The organism is Nocardioides sp. NPDC023903 (genome assembly GCF_040639295.1).
Lineage (GTDB): Bacteria > Actinomycetota > Actinomycetes > Propionibacteriales > Nocardioidaceae > Nocardioides.
The window spans coordinates 69,774-92,758 of sequence record NZ_JBEZZS010000021.1; the positions used below are offsets into that span (position 1 = coordinate 69,774).

At 69.8% G+C, this 22,985-nt stretch carries 24 protein-coding genes; 16 read left to right on the forward strand and 8 right to left on the reverse strand.

Annotation, left to right across the window (positions count from 1 at the left end):
• The first annotated feature begins 192 nt into the window (after positions 1-192).
• The 7 genes from guaA (at position 193) to AB0F44_RS20415 (ending at position 5,055) form a co-directional block, all read left to right on the forward strand.
• Positions 193-1,767 (forward strand): glutamine-hydrolyzing GMP synthase, encoded by a 1,575-nt coding sequence (gene guaA / locus AB0F44_RS20385; RefSeq protein ID WP_357358466.1) that lies wholly within the window; start codon positions 193-195, stop codon positions 1,765-1,767.
• Positions 1,768-1,803: 36 nt separating this feature from the next.
• Positions 1,804-2,835: a hypothetical protein gene (locus AB0F44_RS20390; protein ID WP_357358468.1), complete on the forward strand. Its 1,032-nt coding sequence runs from the start codon at positions 1,804-1,806 to the stop codon at positions 2,833-2,835.
• 67 nt (positions 2,836-2,902) lie between these two features.
• Positions 2,903-3,244, forward strand: coding sequence for a DUF3140 domain-containing protein (locus tag AB0F44_RS20395; RefSeq protein ID WP_357358470.1), 342 nt, complete (start codon positions 2,903-2,905; stop codon positions 3,242-3,244).
• Positions 3,241-3,876 carry a UdgX family uracil-DNA binding protein gene (locus AB0F44_RS20400; RefSeq protein WP_357358472.1) on the forward strand — a complete coding sequence of 212 codons (636 nt, stop codon included), beginning with the start codon at positions 3,241-3,243 and terminating at the stop codon, positions 3,874-3,876. Before AB0F44_RS20395 ends, AB0F44_RS20400 begins: the two co-directional genes overlap by 4 nt.
• A 76-nt stretch (positions 3,877-3,952) precedes the next feature.
• The gene (locus tag AB0F44_RS20405; RefSeq protein ID WP_357358474.1) at positions 3,953-4,324 is read left to right on the forward strand and encodes a DoxX family protein; all 372 of its coding nucleotides are present in this window, start codon (positions 3,953-3,955) and stop codon (positions 4,322-4,324) included.
• Between the two features lie 184 nt (positions 4,325-4,508).
• Entirely contained in the window at positions 4,509-4,781 is a 273-nt protein-coding gene (locus AB0F44_RS20410) for a hypothetical protein (RefSeq protein WP_357358476.1), read from the forward strand.
• 10 nt (positions 4,782-4,791) lie between these two features.
• Positions 4,792-5,055: a hypothetical protein gene (locus tag AB0F44_RS20415; RefSeq protein WP_357358477.1), complete on the forward strand. Its 264-nt coding sequence runs from the start codon at positions 4,792-4,794 to the stop codon at positions 5,053-5,055.
• A gap of 30 nt (positions 5,056-5,085) precedes the next feature.
• Here AB0F44_RS20415 and AB0F44_RS20420 read toward each other — a convergent pair whose 3' ends face one another.
• Positions 5,086-5,727, reverse strand: coding sequence for a GntR family transcriptional regulator (locus tag AB0F44_RS20420; RefSeq protein WP_357358479.1), 642 nt, complete (start codon positions 5,725-5,727; stop codon positions 5,086-5,088).
• 147 nt (positions 5,728-5,874) lie between these two features.
• Between AB0F44_RS20420 and AB0F44_RS20425 the strand changes: the two genes are divergently transcribed.
• The 5 genes from AB0F44_RS20425 to AB0F44_RS20445 are packed head-to-tail and all read left to right on the forward strand — an operon-like array spanning position 5,875 to position 12,055.
• Positions 5,875-7,131 (forward strand): NRAMP family divalent metal transporter, encoded by a 1,257-nt coding sequence (locus AB0F44_RS20425; protein WP_357358481.1) that lies wholly within the window; start codon positions 5,875-5,877, stop codon positions 7,129-7,131.
• 14 nt (positions 7,132-7,145) lie between these two features.
• Positions 7,146-7,919 (forward strand): 5-oxoprolinase subunit PxpA, encoded by a 774-nt coding sequence (locus AB0F44_RS20430; protein WP_357358483.1) that lies wholly within the window; start codon positions 7,146-7,148, stop codon positions 7,917-7,919.
• A complete protein-coding gene (locus AB0F44_RS20435; RefSeq protein ID WP_357358485.1) occupies positions 7,916-8,710 on the forward strand; it encodes a putative hydro-lyase in 795 nt (264 codons plus the stop codon). Before AB0F44_RS20430 ends, AB0F44_RS20435 begins: the two co-directional genes overlap by 4 nt.
• Positions 8,707-10,329 (forward strand): 5-oxoprolinase/urea amidolyase family protein, encoded by a 1,623-nt coding sequence (locus AB0F44_RS20440; protein WP_357358487.1) that lies wholly within the window; start codon positions 8,707-8,709, stop codon positions 10,327-10,329. The genes AB0F44_RS20435 and AB0F44_RS20440 overlap by 4 nt, the downstream gene beginning before the upstream one ends.
• 1 nt (position 10,330) lies before the next feature.
• Entirely contained in the window at positions 10,331-12,055 is a 1,725-nt protein-coding gene (locus tag AB0F44_RS20445; protein ID WP_357358488.1) for a biotin carboxylase N-terminal domain-containing protein, read from the forward strand.
• Here the strand turns inward: AB0F44_RS20445 and AB0F44_RS20450 are convergent.
• From AB0F44_RS20450 to AB0F44_RS20460, 3 genes are all read right to left on the reverse strand, one after another.
• Positions 12,052-12,903: an alpha/beta hydrolase gene (locus AB0F44_RS20450; RefSeq protein ID WP_357358490.1), complete on the reverse strand. Its 852-nt coding sequence runs from the start codon at positions 12,901-12,903 to the stop codon at positions 12,052-12,054. The genes AB0F44_RS20445 and AB0F44_RS20450 overlap by 4 nt on opposite strands.
• A 10-nt stretch (positions 12,904-12,913) precedes the next feature.
• A complete protein-coding gene (locus AB0F44_RS20455) occupies positions 12,914-13,966 on the reverse strand; it encodes an adenosine deaminase (RefSeq protein WP_357358492.1) in 1,053 nt (350 codons plus the stop codon).
• Positions 13,967-14,086: 120 nt separating this feature from the next.
• A complete protein-coding gene (locus AB0F44_RS20460) occupies positions 14,087-14,326 on the reverse strand; it encodes a hypothetical protein (protein ID WP_357358494.1) in 240 nt (79 codons plus the stop codon).
• 126 nt (positions 14,327-14,452) lie between these two features.
• On the opposite strand from AB0F44_RS20460, the gene AB0F44_RS20465 reads away from it, so the two are divergent.
• Complete coding sequence (locus AB0F44_RS20465; RefSeq protein WP_350841089.1) at positions 14,453-14,848, forward strand: VOC family protein; 396 nt, start codon at positions 14,453-14,455, stop codon at positions 14,846-14,848.
• Here AB0F44_RS20465 and AB0F44_RS20470 read toward each other — a convergent pair.
• Complete coding sequence (locus AB0F44_RS20470) at positions 14,845-15,303, reverse strand: DUF5709 domain-containing protein (RefSeq protein ID WP_357358496.1); 459 nt, start codon at positions 15,301-15,303, stop codon at positions 14,845-14,847. The genes AB0F44_RS20465 and AB0F44_RS20470 overlap by 4 nt on opposite strands.
• Positions 15,304-15,430: 127 nt before the next feature.
• On the opposite strand from AB0F44_RS20470, the gene AB0F44_RS20475 reads away from it, so the two are divergent.
• Positions 15,431-16,972: a sulfatase-like hydrolase/transferase gene (locus AB0F44_RS20475; RefSeq protein WP_357358498.1), complete on the forward strand. Its 1,542-nt coding sequence runs from the start codon at positions 15,431-15,433 to the stop codon at positions 16,970-16,972.
• Here AB0F44_RS20475 and AB0F44_RS20480 read toward each other — a convergent pair.
• Together AB0F44_RS20480 and AB0F44_RS20485 are read right to left on the reverse strand one after the other, a co-directional pair.
• Entirely contained in the window at positions 16,957-17,925 is a 969-nt protein-coding gene (locus tag AB0F44_RS20480; RefSeq protein ID WP_357358499.1) for a formylglycine-generating enzyme family protein, read from the reverse strand. The genes AB0F44_RS20475 and AB0F44_RS20480 overlap by 16 nt on opposite strands.
• Before the next feature lie 10 nt (positions 17,926-17,935).
• Positions 17,936-19,150, reverse strand: coding sequence for a hypothetical protein (locus tag AB0F44_RS20485; RefSeq protein ID WP_357358501.1), 1,215 nt, complete (start codon positions 19,148-19,150; stop codon positions 17,936-17,938).
• A gap of 156 nt (positions 19,151-19,306) precedes the next feature.
• Here AB0F44_RS20485 and AB0F44_RS20490 point away from each other — a divergent pair, with 156 nt between their 5' ends.
• Both AB0F44_RS20490 and AB0F44_RS20495 read left to right on the forward strand, forming a co-directional pair.
• A complete protein-coding gene (locus AB0F44_RS20490; RefSeq protein WP_357358503.1) occupies positions 19,307-19,885 on the forward strand; it encodes a nucleotidyltransferase domain-containing protein in 579 nt (192 codons plus the stop codon).
• Entirely contained in the window at positions 19,885-20,286 is a 402-nt protein-coding gene (locus AB0F44_RS20495; RefSeq protein WP_357358505.1) for a HEPN domain-containing protein, read from the forward strand. The genes AB0F44_RS20490 and AB0F44_RS20495 overlap by 1 nt, the downstream gene beginning before the upstream one ends.
• A 149-nt stretch (positions 20,287-20,435) precedes the next feature.
• On the opposite strand, the gene AB0F44_RS20500 is transcribed toward AB0F44_RS20495, so the two are convergent.
• Positions 20,436-22,961, reverse strand: coding sequence for a bifunctional FO biosynthesis protein CofGH (locus tag AB0F44_RS20500; protein ID WP_357358507.1), 2,526 nt, complete (start codon positions 22,959-22,961; stop codon positions 20,436-20,438).
• Between the last annotated feature and the right edge of the window lie 24 nt (positions 22,962-22,985).

Here is a 22,985-nt window from a genome sequence, read left to right on the forward strand (position 1 = left end):
TTAGTTGACCCGTAACCGTGGTTAAAAGGGCTCGTTGGAGTGATCAGACCCGGGATTGCTCCCTCCCTAATACATGCCGGGTCTTTCGTCCGGGACAGTTCTGCCTCGGGCAATCAGGGCCCGACCACCTCCCTCCCCGGTCGGGCCCTGGTGCATTTCGCGGGCGACGTACGCGCTCGTTAGGATTCGTGCATGACGCAGGCTCCTGGGGCGGAAGAGCACGATCTGGTTCTCGTGGTGGACTTCGGTGCGCAGTATGCGCAGCTGATCGCCCGCCGCGTTCGTGAGGCGAAGGTCTACTCCGAGATCGTGCCGCACTCGATGCCGGTCGAGGAGATGCTCGCCAAGAACCCGAAGGCGATCATCCTCTCCGGCGGCCCCTCGAGCGTGTACGCCGAGGGCGCTCCCGCCATCGACAACACCCTGTTCACCGCGGGCACCCCGGTGTTCGGGATGTGCTACGGATTCCAGCTGATGGCCCAGGGCCTGGGCGGGACCGTCGATGACAACGGCGCGCGGGAGTACGGACGTACGCCGGTCACCGTCGGCGTCTCCGGCACGCTGCTCAAGGACATCCCGCCTGCCCACAACGTGTGGATGTCGCACGGCGACTCGGTCTCCGAGGCGCCCGAGGGCTTCACGGTGCTCGCCAGCACCGCGGACACCCCGGTGGCGGCCTTCGAGAACGTCGACAAACAGCTGGCGGGCGTGCAGTGGCACCCCGAGGTGCTCCACTCCGAGCACGGCCAGAAGGTGCTCGAGCACTTCCTGTGGGACATCGCCGGCGCGCGCCAGACCTGGACCATCGGCAACATCGCCGAGGACCAGATCGAGCGGGTCCGCGAGCAGGTCGGTGACCACCGCGCGATCTGCGCGCTCTCGGGTGGTGTCGACTCCGCGGTCGCCGCAGCCATCGTCGCCAAGGCGATCGGTGACCGGCTGACCTGCGTCTACGTCGACCACGGCCTGATGCGGAAGAACGAGTCGGTCGCGATCGAGAAGGCGTTCCGGGAGTCGACCGGCGCCGAGCTGAAGATCGTCGACGCCGAGAAGGAGTTCCTCGACGCGCTCGCCGGGGTCACCGACCCGGAGGAGAAGCGCAAGATCATCGGGCGCGAGTTCATCCGCTGCTTCGAGCGCGCCGAGGTCGAGATCCTCGGCGACAGCGACGAGAAGGTCGCCTTCCTCGTCCAGGGCACCCTCTACCCCGACGTCGTCGAGTCCGGCGGCGGTGCCGGCACCTCCAACATCAAGTCCCACCACAACGTCGGCGGCCTCCCCGAGGACCTCGAGTTCGAGCTGGTCGAGCCGCTGCGTGAGCTCTTCAAGGACGAGGTACGCGCCGTCGGCTCCCAGCTCGGCCTGCCCGACGAGATCGTCCAGCGCCAGCCGTTCCCCGGCCCCGGCCTGGGCATCCGCATCATCGGCGAGGTCACCAAGGAGCGGCTCGACATCCTCCGCGAGGCCGACGCGATCGCCCGCGAGGAGATGACCCTCGCCGGTCTCGACCGCGACATCTGGCAGATGCCGGTCGTGCTGCTCGCCGACGTCCGCTCGGTCGGAGTCCAGGGTGACGGCCGCACCTACGGCCACCCCGTCGTGCTCCGCCCGGTCACCTCCGAGGACGCGATGACCGCCGACTGGGCCCGGCTGCCCTACGAGGTCATGGAGCGCATCTCCACCCGGATCACCAACGAGGTGAGCGAGATCAACCGGGTCACCGTCGACATCACCTCGAAGCCCCCGGGCACCATCGAGTGGGAATGAGCGGGGGACCGGCTCCGTCCGTGGACAATGTCCTCCATGACTGAGCCGGATCTCGCTCGACGACTCCTCGACGCCCACGTCGCCCATGAGATGGCGGCGATGCGCGGCGTACGCTTCCTCGATCTCGTCACCGGCGAGATCGACTTCGCGCTGCGCGCGGCCAGTGAGCTGACCCTCGACCAGGTGATGCCTCGCGACCTGATCAAGGAGGTCGCGCTGAAGTACGTCAGCAACTTCCGGCTCCCGGGCGCGATCCCGGAGGTGGCCGGGGCGCTCGCGACGAGGCTCAAGGCGCATCCCGCCAACGACACCCCGCTTGGCAAGGTGGTCAGCCGGCCGCGGATCGCCGAGCTGGTCGAGGCCCTCGTCGAGATGCGTACGCTGCGCCAGCAGGTCCTGCGCAGCCTGGCCGAGAACTCCGGGATCCAGGCCGGCGTCGGCACCTTGATGCGCGGCACCGCGCGGGGCGCGGTCGACACCGGCCGCAGGCTCGCCGACAACCTCCCGGGCGGCTCCCTCGGCTTCTCGATCGCCGAACGCGTCGCCGGCCGGATGGCCGACACGGTGAAGGGCACCCCCGTCGGCGCGGCCGTGGACCAGAGCGCCCGCGAGCTCGCGGAGCGGGGCGCCGGAGCGCTGCTCGGCTACCTCTCTGACACCGCCGCGAGCTCGGTCACCGACGAGGAGGTGCACGACGCGCTGCTGGAGGTCTGGGACGCGCTCGCGACCCGTCCGGTGCGCGAGCTCGCCGACCTGATCGACGACGAGCAGCTGGTCGCGCTCTTCGTCGGGCTCTACCAGGTCTGGCTCGACGTCCGGGACTCCGAGTACCTCCAGGCCCTGGTCGACACGGGTGTCGACTTCTTCTTCGACACCTATGGGAGCTTCACCCTCGACCGGCTCCTGGAGGAGTGGGGTCTGGGCCGCGACGACCTGATCGAGGAGGCGCTCCGATTCGGCCCGCCGGTGATCGAGGCGCTCGCCGAGGCGGGTGTTCTCGAGCAGCTGGTCCGCCGCCGGCTCTCGAGCTTCTACGACTCACCGGAGGCTCAGGCTCTCCTGGGGTGATGCCCCGTGTGTTCGGCCGCTGAGCTGGGTACCGGATCGGAGCAGTCGATCAGGTAGGAGGCACGAGATGGCCGAGACGATCGTCGACGACAGGCTCTGGGAGAACTTCCACCGCGCGGTGAACATGACCTCGCGCGACCTGCGGCAGTGGCTCGCAGTGCAAGGCGCGGGGGAGACGACCGAGACCGAACCGGACCGGGCGGGCAGCGAGCTCGGTCATCGGGTGGCCGACATCCTCGGCAAGCGCCGGGCCGACGTGACCCCGGACGACGTGGACGTCATGCAGCGGGTCGTCGACAAGGTCACCGATCTACGCGGCGGGGACACCGGCGAGTGGGAGCCGATCGCGGGCGATGCGCAGTGGCGGCACCGGCTGATGAACGTCGGCCACGACCCGTTGACCCCGTGAGTGCCGCGGAGTGGGTGCCGGAGTCACCGACGCTGTCCGACCTGCGCAGCGCCGTCCAGAATTGCCGTGGCTGCGAGCTCTACCGCGATGCGACCCAGGGCGTGATGGGCGAGGGGCGTACGCCGGCGCCGCTGATGCTGCTCGGCGAGCAGCCGGGTGATCGCGAGGACCGCGAGGGCGAGCCGTTCGTCGGTCCGGCGGGCGGCATCCTCCACGAGGCGCTCGCCGAGGCCGGGATCGAGCCGGAGGAGACGTACACGACGAACGTCGTGAAGCACTTCCGCCACCGCCTCTCGGGCAAGCGCCGCATCCACCAGTCGCCCACGAGCAAGCAGGTCGGCGCCTGCGCTCCGTGGCTGGCGGCAGAGCTGGATCTGGTACGTCCCAGCGGGGTCGTCCTGCTCGGCGGCACCGCCGGCAAGGCGCTGTACGGCTCGTCCTTCCGTGTCGGTGAGGCACGCGGCCACCTCCTCGAATGGCCCGAGCCCATCGCCACGGAGACCCTCGACCCCTGGGTCCTCGCGACGACCCACCCCTCCGCTGTCCTCAGGGCGGAGGACGAGAGGCAGGCGACGTACGACGGTCTGGTCGCGGATCTGAAGGTCGCCGCCGCTGCTCTCGAGAAAAAGTGAAAGGCGATGTCGAGATCGCCGGTGCACGCTCGACGCGTGGGTAATAGCAACACCACCCACCCCTGAGGAGATCGAGATGAGCACCAACGCACAACGAGCCGGCTGGGTCATCACCGTCCTGGTCACCCTGTTCCTCGGCTTCGACATCGTCACGCACCTGCTACAGGTCGAGCCCGTCATGGACTTCAACGACAAGATCGGCGCTCCGGGCTGGTTCCCCGTCGTATGCGGTGTCGTCCTCGGCCTGTCGCTGGTCGCCTACCACGTCCCGGCCACCCGGGCGATGGGGACGATCCTGATCACCGCCTACCTCGGCGGCGCGGTCACGGTGAACCTTGTCTTCGGGCAGCCCGCCTTCAACACCGTCTTCGCCATTGCCACCGCGGTCCTCGTCTGGGCCGGCGCTTGGCCCCGCGACGAGCGCCTGCGAGCTTTGACTGCCGCGTGAGGCGGAGGAACGTGGAGACGGCTGTACGCCGGCATGAACGGCATGCAGCGACTGAGTTCGGGGCGACCGAGGATGTCGGTGATCCGGATTACCGTTCCTGTGCATGAGATGGAGCTACCCGGCGATGGCGGACGGCACGAGTGTGCCGTTCCGTCCGTCGGAGCGCCCACATATCTCAGCGTGGATGAGCGCACACATCCTCGAGCGGCACCAAGCCACGTCCGAGTCCGAACGGGAGTGGCCCAGGAAGTCGAAGTTTCCCGCTGACTGGAGCGCAGTTCAGATCATCGCTTCAGTAGATCTCGCACTCGCAGACCCCGACCGTCCGCCGATACGTCTCGGCGACAAGATTCGCTTCGAGCGGGTTGTCGACGGTCAACTCGTCCGCGTACAGGTGCGGGACGATATGGAGCCGCCCGAGATCTGGAACGCCTATCCCGTGGACAGTGAGGGCTAGCATGGTTGTCATGAACGTCGAGGACTTCGCCTATGGCGTGCTGATGGAGGCACTGCCGTCCATCCCCGCTGATGTGCTCGAGGTCATCGCGGACGACATCGACGCAGGTGAATACCTGACGTCCTTGATCGAACTGATCGAACGAGCCCCGGAGACCGTCTCCGTGGCGGTCGTCGATGCCCTGGAGGGCCATCTCGCGACCCTCCCCGAAGGGCCGCACCGCAGGGTTGGTGCCGATGCGGTGGCCCGACTCCGGCACCTCAAGAGCGCCTGACCTCACCGGAGGTCTTCAAGCGTCTATCGCCTAGCCGCGACGCAGTCGCGTGAACGCTCCGAGCACTGTCTGCTCGGAGAGGATGAGGTAGCCGCGCAGCTCCTCAGCGGCCGCAGGTCCTCCCCGCTCGAGGAAGGTCTCGAGCAGGGAGCGGTTGCGTGTGACGAACGGCGCGTGCAGGGCCTCAGGGTTGTCGATCTCGAGGAACGCGAGCCGCAGCTCGGCGGCGATGTCGCGGAACAGGCGCTCCAGGCGCGGGCTGTCGGCGAGGGCGACGATGGCGTCGTGGAACGCCATGTTGGCGGTGCCCACCGTGCGCCAGTCGCGCGCTTCGAGGCTGGTCTCGCCCAGCTCCACCGCCTCGCGCATCGCGGTCACCGCGGGATGCAGCGGGGAGCCCGCGGCCAGGGCGGCGGGCTCGACGTAGCGCCGTGCCCGATAGATGTCGACGACGTCCGCCACGGTGGGGGAGGCGACTGAGACCCCGCGATGGGGTACGTGCTCGATGAGCCCCTGCTCCGCCAGCACGCGGAACGCCTCACGAAGCGTGTTGCGCGAGACCCCGAGCTTCTCGGCGAGGGAGATCTCCGACAGCCGGGTGCCGGGCGCGAACTCGCCGTCGATGATCCGCCGGCGCAGGGCGTTCGTCAGGGTGTCCTCGACATCGGGCATGACCGCATCCTAAGGGAATCGCATCCGCGGACAATCGAAACGCCATTTTAACAATGACGGGTGTTGTTGTAGAACAATCTGTGCCATCTTGTACTACACAAAGAGTGTGGCCCCAGCCACACAGCCCGTTGATGGCAGGAGTCCCCCATGACAGAGACGACCAGCGCCGAGCGCGCGAAGAGCTTCGCCCGTTCCCGCCGAGGACCCATCCTCGGCGCCATCTTCCTGATGGCCACCTCGGCCATCGGCCCCGGCTTCATCACCCAGACCGCGACTTTCACCGCGCAGCTCGGCGCGGCGTTCGCCTTCGCGATCCTGGCCTCGATCCTGATCGACTTCGCGCTGCAGATGAACGTGTGGCGCATCATCACCGTCGCCGGCAAACGCGCCGGCGACCTGGCGAACGAGGCGGTGCCGTACTCCGGTCACATGCTGGCGACGCTCATCGTGATCGGCGGTCTGGCGTTCAACATCGGCAACATCGCGGGTGCCGGGCTCGGCCTGAACGCCCTGCTGGGCCTCGAACCGAAGGTCGGCGGCCTGCTCTCGGCACTGCTCGCGATCGGCATCTTCATGTACAAGCGGGCCGGCCGCGTCGTCGACATGGTCGTGCTCGGGCTCGGTCTGCTGATGATCGGGCTGACGCTCTTCGTCGCGATCGCGTCGCAGCCTCCGGTCGGCGACGCGCTGCGCCAGACCTTCGTGCCTGACACGCTCAACTTCGCGACGATCACCACGATCGTGGGCGGCACCGTCGGCGGCTACATCACCTACGCCGGCGCCCACCGCTACCTCGACTCCGGCCTGACCGGCCCCGAGCACGTCCCGGCTGTGCACCGTGCCTCGATGAGCGGCATCCTCGTCACCGGGATCATGCGGTACGTACTCTTCCTCGCGATCCTCGGTGTCGTGGCCTCGGGCGTCACCCTCGACTTCTCGAGCCAGGCGGCCAACCCGGCCGGTCAGGCGTTCGGCGCGGTGCTCGGTGACGCGGGTATCCGCATCTTCGGTGCGATCTTCTGGGCCGCTGCGATCACCTCCGTCATCGGCGCCGCCTACACCTCGGCCACCTTCATCTCGACCTTCTCGAAGAAGCTCGGAGCAGGCTGGCCGCTGCAGCTCGCGACCGTCGCCTTCATCGTGGTCTCCCTCGTCCTCTACCTGCTGATCGGCGCCGCACCCGCGGCTATCCTGGTCTTCGTCGGCGGCTTCAACGGTCTGATCCTCCCGATCGGCATGACGATCTTCATGTACATCGGCTGGTTCCGTCAGCGCGACGTCCTCCGCGGCTACCGCTACCCGGTGTGGCTGCTGGCTCTGGGGACGATCGCGACCCTGCTCAGCTGGTACATGGGCATCGTCTCGATCCGCCCGATCTTCGCCTTCATCGGCATTGGAGCGTGAGCACCGTGAACGACATGGCAGCAACCATCGACCTGAACTCCGACCTCGGTGAGAACGCGCCCGACCGGGTGGTCGCCGACGACGCGGCGATGCTCGCGATCGTCTCGAGCGCCAACGTCGCCTGCGGGTTCCACGCCGGCACCCCCGAGGGGATCCGTACGACGCTCGCCGACGCCGTCGCCAACGGCGTCACGATCGGCGCGCACCCCGGCTATCGCGACTACGAGGGCTTCGGACGACGCGCCATGGACATCGACTCCGCGACGCTCCAAGCACACGTCGAGTACCAGCTCGGCGCCCTGCTCGGCCTGACCTCGTCGGTCGGCGGCGCCGTCCGGTACGTGAAGCCGCACGGCGCGCTCTACAACACGATCGCCCGCGACGAGCGACAGGCGCGGGACGTGGTCGCCGCGGTCAAGGCGATCGACCCGTCACTCGTGCTGCTCGGGCTCGCGGGCGGCGTCGTGCTCGACGTCGCCGAGAGCGCCGGGCTCGCGACGGCCGCGGAGGCCTTCGCGGACCGCGCCTACACGCCCGGCGGCGAGCTCGTCTCGCGCGCCGAGCCCGGTGCGGTGCTGCACGACGCCGAAGCCGTCGCGGCCCGCATGCTGCGGCTCGCGCGCGAGGGTGTGGTCGAGGCGATCGACGGCACCGACGTCGCCGTACGCGCCGACTCGATCTGCGTGCACGGCGACAGCGACGGGGCGATCCGCATGGCTGCCGCGACCCGCGCCCTGCTCGAGGCCGAGGGCATCGTGATCGCGCCGTTCGCCGGAGCCGTGGCATGACCGCGAGCATCACGCAGCTCGCCGCGGCTCGCGCCGCGCGCACCTCCTACCGGGCGGGCGACGTCGCACCGACGAGCGGCGTCGCCCACGGCCTGGTGCAGGCCAACCTGATCTCTGTGCCGGCCGACTGGGCCTTCGAGGTGCTGCTCTTCGCGCAGCGCAACCCGAAGCCGTGCCCGGTGCTCGAGGTGCTCGACCCGGGCGCGTACGAGTCGACGCTGGCGCCCGGATCCGACCTGCGGACCGACATCCCGGCGTACCGGATCTGGCGTAACGGCGTGCTGACCGAGGAGGTCACGGACGCGAGCGCGGCGTGGGTGGAGCACCCCGACCTGGTCTCGTTCCTGATCGGCTGCAGCTTCACGTTCGAGGCGGGCCTGGCCGACGCCGAGATCCCGATCCGTCACCAGGAGCTCGGCCGCAACGTGCCGATGTACCGGACGTCCCGCCCGTGCGCCCCCGCCGGGCGCCTGCGCGGCGACATGGTCGTCTCGATGCGCCCGATCCCCGCTGATCGCGTCGCTGATGCCGTACGCATCTCCGGGCGCTATCCGGCGGTGCACGGTGCGCCGGTGCACGTCGGCGACCCGGCCTCGCTCGGTATCGCTGACCTCGCCGCTCCCGAGTTCGGGGACCCGCCGGAGGTGCGCGACGGCGAGGTGCCGGTGTTCTGGGCGTGCGGGGTCACGCCGCAGGCCGCGATCATGGACTCGCGCCCGCCGTTCGCGCTCACCCACGCGCCCGGTCACATGTTCATCACCGACGTACGGGATGCGGAGTATCTGGCGTGAGGCGCGTTCTCATCGCATCGGATCAGGCGCTGCTGGTCGAGGAGGACGACCTCGAGGGCGCGATGCGGCTGCACGCGGCCCTCGTGGCCGCGCCACCGACCGGCGTCGTCGAGCTGGTGCCTGCCGCTCGGACGGTGCTCGTCCGGTTCGACCCGACGCTGATCGACGAGGTGAGCCTCGCCACGGAGCTGGGTCGCGTCGAAGCCGTCCACGGTGGTCTTCCGACCGCTGGTTCGGTGACCATCGGCGTCCGCTATGACGGGCAGGACCTCGACGAGGTCGCCGACCTGCTCGGGGTCAGCGCCGAGCAGGTCATCGCGCGCCACACGGACGCGACCTGGCGGGTGGCCTTCACCGGCTACGCGCCGGGCTTCGGCTACCTCGTCGGCGACGACCCGCTCTTCGACGTACCGCGGCGCTCCTCACCGCGCACCCGTATCCCGGCCGGCTCGGTCGGGCTGGCGGGGACGTTCTCGGGGGTCTACCCACGGGAGAGCCCGGGAGGCTGGCAGCTGATCGGGCGTACGGACGCACCGATGTGGGACCTGCACCGGGGGCCGCCCGCCCTGCTCGCGCCCGGGATGACCGTGCGGTTCGAGCGGCTCGAGCGGGAGTCGGTCTCGGTCGCCGCGCCCGCTGTGCAGGCCGACGCCGCGGATCATCCCTTTGCCGTCGAGGTCGTACGCCCCGGCCTGCAGCTGGTGCTCGAGGACCTCGGCCGCTCCGGCCATGCCGCGCTCGGTGTCTCCGCGTCGGGAACGGCCGACCGCCGCGCCCTGCGGGCCGCGAACCGCGCCGTGGGGAACGCCCCGGGAGCGGCAGGTTTCGAGCTCGCCGGTGGCGGCGCGGTCCTGCGCTTCACCGGCCCCGCGGTCGTGGCGGTCGCGGGCGCCCCCGCCGAGACGACGATCGTACGCACCGACGGCCCGCCGCTCCCCGTCGAGCACGGCGCCGCCACCGCGCTCGAGGACGGCGAGGAGCTGCGTCTCGGCGCGGTGAGCGCCGGCCTGCGCGCCGTGATCGCGGTGCGCGGCGGTCTCGATCTTCCGTCGGCGCTCGGCAGCCTCTCCAGCGACACGCTCGCGGGCCTCGGCCCCGGCGACCTCGGCGGACGGCCCCTGCGCGCCGGCGACGTCGTGCCGCTGCGGGGACCCGCGGCCGCGCCGTACGCGGTCGACCCCTGCCCGGCTCCCGCCGACCCGCTGCCCGCTCCCGGTGACACGGTCGAGCTGCGCATCGTGCTCGGCCCGCGCGAGGACTGGTTCACCCCTGCCGGCGTACGCACCCTCGTCGAGCAGGAGTGGACCGTCACGCCCCGCTCCGACCGGGTCGGCGTACGTCTCGAGGGCGCCGTCCCGCTCGAGCGAGACGTCGCCGGCGAGCTGCCGAGCGAAGGGGCGGTGACCGGCGCGATCCAGGTGCCACCCGACGGCCAGCCCGTGCTGTTCCTTCCGGACCACCCGCTCACCGGCGGCTATCCGATCATCGGCGCGGTCATCGACCGCGACCTGGACCTGGCCGGGCAGCTGCCGCCCGGGGTCCGCATCCGCTTCCGACCCGTCGCGCCCACTGTGCCTATTTTGCCTATTGGGCCGACGACCGAGATCCGAGGAGACTGACATGCGCAGGGTGCTCATCGCCAACAGGGGAGAGATCGCCGTCCGCGTCGTGCGGGCCGTTGCCGAGGCCGGCCTCGTGTCGGTCGCCGTCTACGCCGACCAGGACGCCGACGCGCTGCACGTGCGTCTTGCCGACGAGGCGTACGTACTCGGTGGGTCCACCGCCGCCGAGTCCTACCTCAGCATCGAGTGGCTCATGGCCGCGGCGCAGGCCTCCGGCGCCGACGCGGTGCATCCGGGCTACGGGTTCCTGTCGGAGAGCGCCGAGTTCGCGCGCGCCGTCGAGGCCGCCGGCCTGATCTGGATCGGACCGAGTCCCGAGAGCATCGACAGCCTCGGCGACAAGATCACCGCACGCCGGATCGCGCAGAGCGTCGGCGCACCGCTGGTCGCGGGCACCGACCGGCCGCTGGAGTCGGCCGACGAGGCGGTCGCGTTCGCGCGCGAGCACGGGCTTCCCATCGCGATCAAGGCAGCCTTCGGTGGCGGTGGCCGCGGGCTGAAGGTCGCCCGCGAGCTCGACGACGTCGCCGACGCCTTCGACTCCGCCTCGCGCGAGGCGCTGGCCGCGTTCGGCCGGGGTGAGTGCTTCGTCGAGCGGTTCCTGGAGCGTCCGCGGCACATCGAGGCGCAGGTGCTCGGCGACGGCACCGGGCACGTCGTGGTCGTCGGCGACCGGGACTGCTCGCTGCAGCGCCGCAACCAGAAGCTCGTCGAGGAGGCGCCCGCCCCGGGTCTGACGGACGAGCAGCGTCGCCGCATCCACGACGCGGCGCGCGACATCTGCGCGGCGGTCTCCTACCGCGGTGCCGGGACCGTCGAGTTCCTGATGGGCGAGGACGGGGTGATCTCGTTCCTCGAGGTGAACACCCGCCTGCAGGTCGAGCACCCGATCACCGAGGCGGTCACCGGCGTCGACCTCGTCGCGGAGCAGCTGCGGATCGCCGCGGGCGAGGGACTCTCCTTCTCGGAGACGCCGGCGCCGACGGGCCACGCGATCGAGCTGCGAATCAACGCCGAGGACCCGGGCCGCGGCTTCCTGCCGAGCCCCGGCGTCGTGACGAGCCTGCGCGTGCCGGCGGGGCCTGGCGTCCGCTGGGATGCCGGGATCGAGGCGGGCGACACGGTGCAGAGCGCCTTCGACTCGTTGATCGCCAAGCTGATCGTGCACGCGCCGGACCGGGACACCGCCGTCGTACGCGCTCGCCGCGCGCTCCGCGAGCTCAGCGTCGAGGGGGTCGCGACCGTCGTACCTTTCGCTCGTGTCCTGCTCGATGACCCGGCCTTCTCGACCGCCGGGTTCGCGGTCCACACGCAGTGGATCGAGACCACGCTGATGCCGCGCCTGGAGGCGCAGCGGCGACCCGAGCCGGCGCCCGTGCAGCCGCTTCGGCGGGTGCCGATCGAGATCGACGGTCGCCGGGTGATGCTGGGGCTTCCCGACGACCTGTTGCGGGGGCTCGCCGCGGGCGGAACGGCGACGGCCGATGCCGGACCGGCAGCCGTCGCCGACCCAGCCGTCCTCGAGGCCACCGTCCCCGGCGTACTCGTCGACTGGCTCGTCCCCGACGGCGAGCAGGTCACCGAGGGCCAGGACGTCGCGGTCATCGATGCCATGAAGATGGAGACCCGCGTCGCCGCACACCGTGCGGGCGTGCTCTCCCGCGGCACCGACGTGGGTGGGACGGTCACGATCGGGGACGTGCTCGGGAAGATCGAGGTCTAGCTCGTGTGATCGATGATCGCCGGGATCACCTTGTCCCACGTGGAGGGCGGGGGCGGCTCGTGGCCGACGCCGTCGAGGACGAGGAGCGTCGCATTGGGGATGTCGCGGGCGAGGATCTCGCCGTGGCCGATCGGGAACAGCGGGTCGCGGGTGCCGTGGATGACCAGCGTCGGGGCGGCGATGTCGGCCAGGGTCGCCTCGACCGGCTCGCCGTCGCTCATCGCCTGGTGGTTGGCGAAGCTCGGCCGCATGTCCGGCGTGCGACGTACGACCCGCTCGATGACCGCTCGCATCCTGACCTCGTCATAGCCCTCGGGGACGAACGCACGCTGGTCCTCGACCAGCATCGACACCAGAGCTTCGTGGTCGTCGGGATCAGGGACCGTGGTGGTGGCCGCCTTCGCGAAGAAGTCGGCCAGCTCCTCGCCGATCGGTGGCAGGTCGGGTACGCCGTCGAAGGCCGGCGAGGTCTCGTTGAGGATCAGCGTCTCGACCCGGTCCGGATAGAGCACCGCCGCACACTGGGCCAGTGCCCCGCCCATCGAGATGCCGAAGATGTGGCCCTTGTCGAGGCCGAAGGCGTCGAGCAGAGCCGGAATGTCCGCGATCATGTCGCGCCCGGTATAGCCCGGCTCTCCCGGCGGCCAGGTCGTCGAGCGGCCGGTGTCGCGGTGGTCGTAGCGGATCACGAACCTCCGACCCGCGGCCAGCGCCTGGCAGAAGTCGTCCTCCCAGTAGTCCATCGAGGCGCTCATCCCACCGACGAGCAGGATCGGCGGGTCCGCCGGACTCCCGAACGTCTCGACGCACAGCTCGATCCCGTTGACCGCCAGTGTCAGTTCGCCCATGGCGACAACCTTAAGACGTGGCGTACGCGTCGATCTCGGCGCGCAGCCGGGCCTTGACGTCGTCGGGTGCGTAGGAGACGTCGACCGCGGCACGGGCGAGGTCGGCGATGCCGGCGGTGTCGAGGCTGAGGAGGTCGGCCGCGATCTCGTACTCCTGGTTGAGCGTGGTCGCGAACATCGGCGGGTCGTCGGAGTTGATCGTGACCGGCACGCCGGCATCGACGAACGTCTTCAGCGGGTGCTCCTCGAGCGTCGCGACGGCGCCGGTGGCGACGTTGGACGAGGGGCAGACCTCGAGCGGGATCCGGTGCTCGGCGAGGTGGGCGAGCAAGGCGGGATCCTGGGCTGCCGAGGTGCCGTGGCCGATCCGCTCGGCCTTCAGCACGGTCAGGGCGTCCCAGATCGTCTGCGGTCCGGTCGTCTCGCCGGCGTGCGGCAGCGAGCGGAGTCCCGCGGCACGGGCTGCGTCGAAGTGCCTCTCGAACTGCGGCCGGGGAACCCCCACCTCCGGCCCGCCCAGGCCGAACCCGACGAGCGCCTCGGGGCCGTGGTCGACGGCGTACGCCAGTGTCGCATCGGCCGCCGGAATCCCGGACTCGCCCGGGATGTCGTAGATCCAGCGCAGCGTGATCCCGAAGTCGCGCTCGGCGCCCACCCGCGCGTCCTCGAGCGCCTCGGTGTAGGCCTCGATCGCCATCCCGGTGTGCCCGGCCTGCCCGGGCTCGCGCACGGCCAGATCCGGGCGTACGGAGGTGTAGGGCGTGCAGGTCAGCTCGGCGTAACGGACCTGCTGGGTCTGCGCCAGGTCGCGCGCGATCTCGTAGGTCAGATAGCGGATGTCCTCCGGCGTACGGACCAGGTCGACGACCGAGAGGTAGACCTCGATGAAGTGCGCGAAGTCGCTGAACGTGAAGTACTCCCGCAGCAGCTCGATATCCGCCGGCACCGTCCCCGGATGCCGCGCAGCCAGCTCCGCGACGATCCGCGGCGAAGCCGACCCGACGTGGTGGACATGGAGCTCGGCCTTCGGCAGCCTGGCGATAAAGGTCTTCAGGTCACTCACGCCCCGATCCTCACACGCGGGTTCGCCCTCCCGCGACTCCCTTTTCTGCGACTGCACTAGACGATGACACCTCGTGAATCCGTTCACTAGGTGTCATCGGCATGTGCAGCACTCGGCGGGTTACGCGGCGTACGTCACCGTATCCGGCCAGGCCCCCGTGGCCACCGCCTCCTTGTACGCCTTCATGAGGATCTTGGCCGCTGCGGAATCGAGCGCGGAGTCAGGCACAGAAAGCTGCTCGCCAACCTCGGCCTTCGCGATGGTGACCACGCTGGATCGCGCGGCTCCGGGCCACTCGATGGCGTACGTGACCGACCGGCCGTCCTCGAACGCCTTCCTGCCCTCAGCCAGCATGCCCATCAGCGGTCTGCCTCTCGTGCCGGGCGCGATACCCGCTCCGTGTACGCGGAGACAATGTAACCTCAGGATCGGGTGCACATCCACCAGCGCCAGGGGCGGATGATCGCCTGAACCGAGGAGACGAAGATGCGGGCGATCCACCACTGGGACCTCTGGGTCGACGACTTCGAGACCGCCTCGGGGGAGTGGGGCTGGCTCTTCGGCGAGCTCGGCTGGGAGGCCGGGGAGAAGGGCCACTTCTGGGAGGCGCCGGACGGGACGTACGTCTTCATGGAGCACTCCAAGGACCAGCACGGCACACAGGATCGGCTCCGACCCGGCGTGAACCACATCGCGTTCATGATCGACGACCGAGACCAGCTCGACAGGATCCGTGCGGCGTCGACCGAGCACGGCTGGCACGAGATGTACGCCGACCGCTACCCGCACGCCGGCGGCGACGAGCACACGGCGCTCTACCTGGAGAGCTCTGAGGGGTTCGAGGTCGAGATCGTGCTGGAGATCGAAGACCTCACCGCTTAGCGGTAGTCGTCCCCGTCGTCGCCGTCGTCGATGATGTGGATGGCGGCCTCCTCGGCGGAGGCGCCGGCGCCGTCGATGCCGGCATCGATCCCGTAGAGCTCGGACTCTGCATCCTCGCCCTCGCCGCCGTCGGGGTCGACCAGTCGGCCCGCTCGCTTGTTGCCGACCTCGCGGCCGTCGGGGTCGTCGCTCTCCTCGGCGTCGTCGTACTCGACCGCGTAGGGATCCGGCTCCGGCACCTCCTGGTGGCGGCGCTGGTCTATGCACTCCCGGTGCTCCTCCTCCCAGGGCGTGTTGCCGTAGTCGGTGGAGTAGTGGTCGGCGGTGACGATGCCGTGGTCGAGCTCGTCGCGCACCTCACCTTCGAGAACGTCCCCGGAGAGCGCGTCCTCCCCGGTGATCTGGTCCTCGTCGTCGACACTGTAGTCGCCGTAGTTCTCGCGCGATTCGCTCACTTGAGTCTCCTGATCAGCCGGGCATTGGGGCCATGACGGCCCCCTTCGGTAACGTTAACCCGGTCCGGTATGGAGTGGAACCGGACGGAAACATACGACGCGGGGATCGACCAAGGGAGCAGACCAGATGGCGCCTCGCGCCCGATTGGCGGTGGCGGCTGTTGCCGTGCTCGCCGGCGCCTCGATCGCGCTCGGCGTGATGCCTGAATCGGCCGGTCCGCTGGGGTCTTTGGGGTCTCTGGCCGGGAACGCCTTCGCGCGCGACGACGAGGGCGTGGTGCCTTCGACGCCGACGGCGACGCCCGACTGGGCGCCCTACTCCACCCAGCCCAACATCCTGATGATCACGGCGGACGATCTCGCCTACGAGGATCTCGAGTTCATGCCCCACACCCGCAGCCTCCTGGCCGCGCAGGGCACCTCGCTGACCGAGGCGATCGCTCCCACGCCGATCTGCGTGCCGGCCCGTGCGTCGCTGCTGACCGGGCAGTACAGCCAGAACCACGACACCGTGACGATCAACGGCGAACGCGGTGGCTACGAGTCGATGGACCACACCGGCACGCTGCCCGAGGCGCTGCAGGACGCCGGCTACGACACCCTCTTCGCCGGCAAGTACCTCAACGGCTACGGCCTCAACGGGACCGCCAAGGATGTGCCGCCCGGGTGGACCGACTGGCGGGCGACGACCGACATGTCGACCTACAACTTCATCCGGCCGCGGGTCAACCACAACGGCAAGCTCACGACCTACAACCGCTACACGACGTACGTCATGCGGGACCAGGCCAACGAGATGATCTCGGCGCCCGAGCGCGCCGACAAGCCGTGGTACATGTGGCTCAACTACGTGGCGCCGCACCACGGCGGGCCCAATGAGCCGGAAGACCCGGAGGGCACCAGCACGACCAGGCCGGCAGAGGAGGACAAGCACTCCTTCGACGGTCTCGAGCTGCCGGACACTCCCTACATGTTCCGCACCCCGACCGACGCGCCGCGGATCTCGGCCTCCCGCAAGCACTTCGACGCACAGGGCCGCGCCGAGCTGCGGATCGCGCACGAGCAGCGGGTCGAGGCCGTCCAGTCGCTCGACCGCGCTGTCGCCAGCCACGTACTCCGCCTGCAGGAGACCGGCCAGCTCGACAACACCATCATCATCTTCACCTCCGACAACGGCTACACCACCGGCGGCCACAACATCAACGGCAAACTGATGCACTACCGCGAGACGCAGCGGATCCCGGTGATCCTGCGTGGCCCGGGCATCCCGGCCGGACGGTCCCTGGCCACCGGGATCGGCAACCCCGACATCGCCACCACGATCATGGCGGTCGCCGGCGCCGAGCCGGGGCGGACGCAGGACGGCGTCAACATCATGCCGTGGCTCAACGCCCCCGCGCAGAACCGGGTGATCCCGCTCTCCGCCTGGCGCGTCAACGACGGCTACAAGCAGATCTACTCAGGGATCCGCTTCGGTGACTGGACCTACGCCCGCTTCTCCGACGGCAGCGAAGAGCTCTACAACCTAGCCGACGACCCCTACCAGATCCGCTCGCTCGCTCTGCTCCCCGAGTACGCCGACGAGCTCGCCGAGCTGCGCGGGCTGAGCGAGAAGTACGCGACCTGCGCGGGTGACGAGTGCCCGAAGGAGTTCTACCCCGCCGGCTGATCCGGGGGTAGATCGGCCGCGCAGCGGAACCCGAGGTTGCCCGCGGTCGAGTCGGGCGGGCTGCTGGAGCGCGCCGAGAGCCGGTAGCGGTGGCAGTAGGAGTCGTGGCACAGGTAGGAGCCGCCGCGCATGACCCGGGTCAGGCCCTCGGCCGGGCCCCGCGGGTCTGCGGAGGGGCCGGACTCGACGAGGTCGGCGTAGTAGGTCGGCGAGAACCAGTCCGCGCACCACTCCCAGACGTTGCCGATCATCTGGAACATCCCGAAACCGTTGGGATCGTACGTCCGTACCGGCGCGGTCGTGACGAACCCGTCGTCGGCGGTGTTGGTGTCGGGGAAGACTCCCTGCCAGACGTTGGCGTGGTGGGTGCCATCCTGCTCCAGGTCGTCACCCCACGGGAACCGTGAGCCGGTGATGCCGCCGCGGGCGGCGTACTCCCACTCGGCTTCGGTCGGCAGCCTCGTCCCGGCCCAGTCGCAATAGGCCAGTGCGTCGTCGTGGGAGACGTGCACGACCGGGTGGTTGCCCCGACGGCCGACGTTGGTGCCGGGACCCTCCGGTGCCCGCCAGGAGGCGGCGCGTACGCCGAGCCACCAGGGTGCCTCGGGCGAGCGGCCCAGGATGTCGCGCGGTGAGCCGTCGAAGGCCAGGTGGAAGACGGCCGAGAAGCCCTCTCGCTCGGCCGTGGTGACGTGGCCGGTCGCCTTCACGAACCGGGCGAACTCCTCGTTGGTGACCGCGGTCGCGTCTAGCCGGAAGCCGGGCAGGTCGACTGGGTGCACCGGACCTTCGCCGTCGGCCTGGTAGCCCTCGCCGAACGAGTCCCCGGCGGCGTACGTCCCTCCGGGGAGGTCCACGAGGGTCCGGCGGCGCTTGCGGGGCAGAGCCGGCGGGCGTCGAGCCGGGTCAGGGCTGGGCCCACGGGTCGCGCCGAAGGTGAGGTCGGAAGGCACGCCCACAAGCCTACGAGCCGGGATATATCGCCTTCAGACTGCCCGCACTGGCGACGACCTTGCCCTTCTTGCCGGTGACCAGGATGCCCGGCGCCCGAGCCTTGCCCGCGTCGTCGGCCTTGACCGTGACGCTGCAGGCCGGCTTCTTGCCCGGGCACTTGAAATCACCCGATGGTCGGTAGGTGACCTTCACGCTCTGGTTGTCCGACAGGCCCTCGACGTAGGCAGCCATGTAGGCGCACTTGGGCATCCCCTTCGGGCAGGCATGCTTGTACGTGCGCCACTCCATCCGGGCCGCGGCCGCCTTGCCGCAGAGTCTGGCCGGCTCGCCGGTGCGGACCGTGCCCCAGGCGTACGTCACCTTGGTGGTCGCCTGCACGCACGCCTCGGTGCCGCCCTTCGCGACCGGCAGGGTGTAGGTGAGCTCCGGGTCCTCGCCGGCGGTCGGCTGCGCGGCGCCGTCGTCGATGGAGGCGATGCCGGAGGTGACCGCCGGGGCGGTGATCTTCAGGGTGACCTCGCGGTAGCCCGCGGCGGCGGCGCCAACCGGCGCCTCGGGCGTGCGGGCGTAGCAGCTGTCGAGGTGGGTGATCGCGTCGACATTCTTGGCGGCGAGGTCCTCGTCGGTGAGCCGCAGGTTGGTGACGGCCAGGACGCCGGCGATCGCGGGGCGCCCGACCTCCCGCAGACATCGCGCGTCGTCGAGCGTCCAGGCGCCCGCGACCTGCTTGCTCCAGCTGTTGGCGCCACCGTCGGCGCAGCCGAGCAGCTCCGCGTACCACTGCGAGCCCAGCGCCGAGGGCCACTCGCCGGCGTAGCTGAACCCGCCGGCGGTCTTGGTGACCACTCCCGCATCGGCGAGTGCGGCGCTGCCCTTGTCCTTGACCACGGCGTCCGCGGCGCAGCGGATCTGCTCGGGGTCGGCCCAGGCCGGGGTGTCGCCGGCGAGGGCGAGAGTGCGCGCGGCGTCCTTCTCGTCCCCGCGCATCGGCCCGATCTCTCCGGTGAAGTACGCCCATGCCGAGGTGCCGAGGAAGGCCACCGTGACGAGCACGCCGACGCTCACGAGCCAGCGCAGCGCCAGGCGTACGGGGCGGCTCCGGTCGCGCCGACGCCGTGGCATCGGGGGCAGCCCGAGCCGACGCCGACGGGCCTCCTCAGCCGCCGCGTTGGCCAGCTCGGTGGGTTTCGGTTGTTGTTGAGCGGTGCTGCCGGGTTCGGACATCTCACTCTTCCTCGAGACGGTTCAGCGAGGATCGTAGAGGTTAGCCGTTTCCGATACCCCCTGCCACTTCCCGATGGGGGGCATGGGCCCCATATGACCGGCGTGCCGGTCATATGACTGGAATTCCAGTCATATGACCCTTAAAGTGTTCCTATGATGATCGGGCAGCCTTTCGGAGGCGTTCTTCCCGGAGCCCGGGGGGCGGTCCTCGCCGCCCTGCTGCGCTCAGGGGATCCGCTGACCGGACGTCAGATCCATGCTTTGGTACGCGATGACTTCAGTCTCTGGTCGGTGCAGGAGGCTCTCAAGGCTTGGGAGCAGATCGGCGTCATCGAGTCCCGTCCTGTCGGTCCTGCGTACATCTACGGCGTCAACGACGACCACGTCGCGGTCCCGCCGCTCCGTGCACTGGTCGATCCACTCGCCTCGTTGACCGAGGTCGTCGCCACGAACGTGGGCGATGAGGTTGATGCGGTCGTGCTGTTCGGGTCCATCGCGCGAGGCGAGGCCACGGCGGAGAGCGATGTCGATCTGGCGGTCATCGCGCCGGACGGGTGGGACGGCGGCGTCGACCTCCAGAGCGCCGTACGGGCGCGACTCGGCAACGACTGTGACGTCCTGGTTCTCACCCCTGAGGAGTTTGCCGATCCCGGCGAGCCGGTGAACGCCGAGATCGCCCGCGACGGCGTTGCGCTTGTGGGTCGGATGCCGCGTCGTCGCCGTGGGATCGCGTAATGGTGAGGGCGGAGCAGTCGAATCACGCCAAGGCCTATCTGAGGAAGGCCGAGGAGTACATCGAGTCGGCAGAGGACAACCTCGAGTTAGAGCGCTACACCCCGGCGGCCGGCGACTCGATCCATGCCGGGATCAGCGCGAAGGACGCCATCGTCACCTCACTCGTCGGGACGACCGGCAAGAGCAAGGACCACGCCGCTGCTGTCAAGGAGCTCGGCCGCGTCCTCGCCAAGCGGCCGGATGGCGCCCCGGCAGAGCGATCGCTGCGGGAATTGGTGTCGGCGAAGGCAGAGGTCGAGTACGGGGCCGCACTCATCGGTCATACGAAGGCGGAGACGCTCGTACGCCGCGCCCGATCGCTCGTCGATCTGGCCGTCTCGATCGTTCGTCTGGGACGCTGACCTGGTCTATCGCGCAAGGTCGTGCCGAAGGCGTACGCCAAAATCGACGAGCTGTCGGAAGTGCTCCCGCATTCCGTCGTCGGGCCGGTCTGCTGGAACCTCTCCCAGGTAGAACGGTGCGACGAGTCGTCGCTCCACCCGCCGCAGGTTCATCGCGTCCCGTATAACGTCGTCCGTTCGCGTACGTCCCGGCCGATACCTACACCGATCTCCTCGAGCTCGGCGACGGTCTTTGCCGAGCCGTGCTCGGAGCCGGCCATCCGGGAGATGGTCTCCTCCATCAGGGTGCCGCCGAGGTCGTTGGCGCCGGCTTGGAGCATGGCTCTGGTGCCGTCGATGCCGAGCTTGACCCAGGAGGTCTGGATGTTGTCGATGCGGCCGTGGAGCATGATCCGCGCCAGCGCGTGGACGGCGAGGTTGTCGCGCATCGTCGGGCCGGGGCGGGCTGCGCCAGCGAGGTAGATCGGGGCGCTGGTGTGGACGAAGGGGAGGGGTACGAACTCGGTGAACCCGGCGTTTCCATGCTCGCGTGCCTTGTCCTGGATGCCTGCGAGGACGCGTAGGTGGCCGACCCAGTGGCGTGGGTTGTCGACGTGGCCGTACATCATCGTCGAGGTCGTCGGGACGCCGACGCGGTGGGCGGTGGAGACGATCTCGATCCAGGTCTTGGCGGGTAGCTTGCCCTTGGTCAGGACCCAGCGGACCTCGTCATCGAGGATCTCGGCCGCCGTGCCCGGGAGCGAGCCCAGCCCGGCCTCGCGGACCTTGATCAGGAAGTCCTCGATGGACAGGCCGGTGCGGGAGGTGCCGTTGACGATCTCCATCGGGGAGAAGGCGTGCACGTGCATCTCCGGCACTCGCTGCTTGACGGCCTGGACGAGGTCGAAGTACGCCGTCGAGGGGAGCTCGGGGTCGATACCGCCCTGCATGCACACCTCGGTGGCGCCGAGGTTCCACGCCTCCTCGGCGCGGTCGGCGACCTGGTCCAGATCCAGGGAGTACGCATCCGCGTCGGTCTTGCGCTGGGCGAAGGCGCAGAACCGGCAGCCGACGTAGCAGACGTTGGTGAAGTTGATGTTGCGGTTGACGACGTACGTCACGGTGTCGCCGTTGACCTCTTGGCGCAGGTCATCGGCGAGGTTGGTGACCTGGCGCAGCAGGTCGCCCTCGGCGGTCATCAGGGTCAGCGCGTGCTCGTCGGAGAGGTTGCCGGGGTCCTTCTCGGCCGCGGCGAGAGCCTCGTGCCCCTCGGCGTGGAGGACCGCCGGTGCACCGGTCGCGGTGGCTGCCTCCCGCACGGCGTCCCAGTCGCCGTAGACGGTCTCGAAGTCGTCGCGGCGGTCGTTGGTGCGTCCGGTGGTGTCGACCGAGGCGTGCAGGTCGACCCGGCCGGCCGCGGTGAAGCCACCGTCGGGCTCCTGCCACGGGTGCCCCTCGGGCCGGATGCCGTCACGGGCCAGCCCGTCCTCATCGGCGAGGGCCTCGACGTGGGAGAGGACGCGCGGGTCGATCCAGGCCTGCCCGTCGCGCAGGGTGCCGTTGACGTACTCGGGGTGGACGGTCAGCCGCGGCCGGAGCTGGAAGCCGGCCTCGGCGGACACCTGGCGCAGCGCGTCCAGCGAGGGCCAGGGGCGCTCGGGGTTGACGTGGTCGGGAGTCAGCGGCGAGACGCCGCCCCAGTCGTCGATCCCGGCGCCGAGCAGCGCCCGGCACTCGTCGAGGTCGACCAGATTGGGCGGTGCCTGGACCCGGGCCTTGGGGCCGAGGACGATCCGGGTGACCGCGATCGCGGCCAGATACTCATCCAGTCCCAGGTCGTCGACATGGCGCATCGCGGTCGACGGCTTGGCCCGGAAGTTCTGCACGATGATCTCCTGCAGCCCGGCGTAGGCCTTGTGCACCTTCCGCAGCGCGAAGATGGTCTCCGCACGCTCGGTGAGGTTCTCGCCGATGCCGACCAGGAGCCCGGAGGTGAACGGGATCGAGAGGCGACCGGCGTCCTCGAGCACCCGTAGGCGCACCGCCGGGTCCTTGTCGGGCGAGCCGTAGTGGGCCTCGCCCTTGGTCTCGAACAGACGTCGGCTCGTGGTCTCGAGCATCATTCCCATCGACGGCGAGACCGGCTTGAGCCGGTTCATCTCCTCCCACGACATCACCCCGGGGTTGAGGTGGGGGAGCAGGCCGGTCTCCTCGAGCACCCGGATCGCCATCGCGCGCACGTAGTCAAGGGTCGACTCATAGCCGCGGGACTCCAGCCACTCCCGTGCCTCGGGCCACCGGTCCTCGGGCCGGTCGCCGAGGGTGAACAGCGCCTCCAGACAACCGAGCTTGGCGCCCTCGGCGGCGATCTCGAGGATCTCATCAGGGCTCAGGTAGGGCTCGCGGCCCTCCCGCTCCGCCTGTCCCGGCGTCTCCACGAACGTGCAGTAGTGACATCGGTCCCGGCACAGCTTGGTGACCGGGATGAAGACCTTCGGGGAGTACGTCACCGTCTCCGGTCGTCCGGCCGCGACCAGTCCGGCGTCACGTACCTTCGCCGCGGCGGTGGTGAGTCGTTCGAGGTCATCGCCCCTGGCCGCGAGGAGTGCCGAAGCCTCCGCCACGTCCAGGGCTGCGCCGCGTTCGGCCCGGGCCAGCGCCCGGCGGATCTGCTGAGGTGTCGGCTGCTCGCTCATCACCAAGCAGCCTAGTAGGCACCG